The sequence below is a fragment of the Paenibacillus tritici genome (assembly GCF_013204885.1).
Lineage (GTDB): Bacteria > Bacillota > Bacilli > Paenibacillales > Paenibacillaceae > Paenibacillus_AQ > Paenibacillus_AQ tritici.
Genome location: NZ_JABMKX010000038.1, coordinates 1 through 1,938, shown reverse-complemented (window position 1 = coordinate 1,938; position 1,938 = coordinate 1). Strand labels below are relative to the sequence as shown.

Sequence of the window (1,938 nt, the reverse complement as noted above, 5' to 3'; positions counted from 1 at the left end):
TTGTACAGAATAGAGCGACCGAGCCTAGGTTGAGTAACTTAGCAGGTGGAATCCCTGCTTGGAAAGGCGAAAGCCACGCCACCAATAGCGAGTCTTGGAGCAGCAGGGGTAACCCTACCGTTTAAGCGTAGACAGTTAGGATGCAGGCCTGAAAGTGATTGAGCCTCGAAACGCAATAAACGGGAAGGTCGACGGGCTTATTCTCCCGGAAGACAACATGACTCCAGCCGAAAGGGCGAGGATGGAGGAGCTTCCCCGGGGTCGAAGAGCCAGGCATGTATACCCATTGGTTACTCAGCAACTCGGGAGACCCTGGCGCTCTTCTGCGAGAGAAGTACTCTTTAGGAACCTTTACAGGAGTATGGCAAACAAGCCGTAACACGTAAGAATGCCAAACGGCGTCCAGGGAGTCGGATTGCCGCATAAGACCTGTGAAACCCCTGTAATGGGGGCGGAGGAAAGGCAGGCGACACCCTATCAATCTTGGTAAGGACACATTGGCCACACGCAGAGGTGGGAAAAAAAATGGAAACGAAATTAGCAAGAATAGCAGAAATGGCCAAAGCAGATCCGAAGTTACGGTTCACCTCCATCGGACATCTTATTGACGCAGAAGCATTAATGGAAAGTCACAAAGAGATGAAACTGGGAAAAGCAACGGGAGTCGACGGATCGACCAAAGAGACGTACGAAACCAACGTGGAAGCGAATGTAGCACATCTAGTGGACCGGCTAAAGCGAAAAAGCTACAGACCTCAGCCGGCGAGAAGAGTCTACATCCCAAAGGACGAGAAAAGCATGCGGCCCCTAGGCATTCCTGCGTATGAGGACAAACTGGTGCAACATGCGCTGAAAAGAGTGCTCGAAGCCATTTATGAACAAGACTTCCTGGATTTCTCGTATGGATTTCGCCCGAACCGAAGCATGCACAGTGCGCTGAAACATCTAAACCGGGTCATTGAACATGGGAAAACCAGCTATGTCGTCGATGCGGACATCTCGGGTTTCTTCAACCACGTGGATCACGAATGGCTGATGAAGTTCCTCGAACTACGAATCGGAGATCCAAACATCCACCGGTTGGTGAGACGGATGCTGAAAGCGGGCATACAGGAGGAGGGACACTTTGAACCGACGGAGGAAGGAACTCCCCAAGGTTCGGTGGTGTCGCCCCTGCTAGCCAACGTCTACCTGCACTATGTCCTTGACCTATGGTTCACCGTGACGGTGAAGAAGCAGTGCGTGGGGCAAGCCGAAATGGTGCGCTTCGCCGATGATTTTGTATGCTGCTTCCAGTACAAAGAAGATGCAGAACGCTTCTATACCGCGCTCGTACTCCGGCTGGAGAAATTCGGGTTAAGCATCGCGGAGGAGAAGACAAAAATCATCGCGTTTGGTCGTTTTGCGGAAGAGGAGTCACGGAGGAAGGGCGAAGGGAAACCGAAAACATTCGATTTCCTAGGGTTCACACACTACTGCGCCAAGAGCCGAAGAGGAACCTTCCGGGTGAAGCGTAAAACGAGTGGGAAGAAGTTCAGACAGAAGGTCAAAGCCATGAAGAGCTGGGTCAGGTGGAATCGGCATATGAAGCAGGAGGAGTTTCTAGGCGTCATCCGGGCCAAATTGTCGGGTCACTACCGATACTACGGAATCACGGATAACGCGCAGAAAATGAAATCCTACTACATGCAAACGCTGGACTTGATTTACAAATGGCTAAACCGCAGAAGTCAGCGCAGGAGCTTCACCCGGGAGAGATTCTACGAAGTGCTTAAAGAATTCAAGCTACCTAAGCCGCGGATCTACGTCAATATCTACGACTAAGGCCAACTGTGAACGATGGGGTGAAGAGCCGTATGCGTAAATTGCGCACGTACGGATCTGTGAGGGGTAGGGGCGCAATCCACGATGGAGAGGCCCCGCCTACTCGACCAGTTA

At 51.7% G+C, this 1,938-nt stretch carries 1 protein-coding gene; it reads left to right on the top strand.

What is annotated here, in order from left to right; all coding sequences use genetic code 11:
- Positions 1 to 525: 525 nt before the first annotated feature.
- Complete coding sequence (gene ltrA / locus HQN87_RS31905) at positions 526 to 1,824, top strand: group II intron reverse transcriptase/maturase (RefSeq protein WP_173141369.1); 1,299 nt, start codon at positions 526 to 528, stop codon at positions 1,822 to 1,824.
- Positions 1,825 to 1,938: the final 114 nt, after the last annotated feature.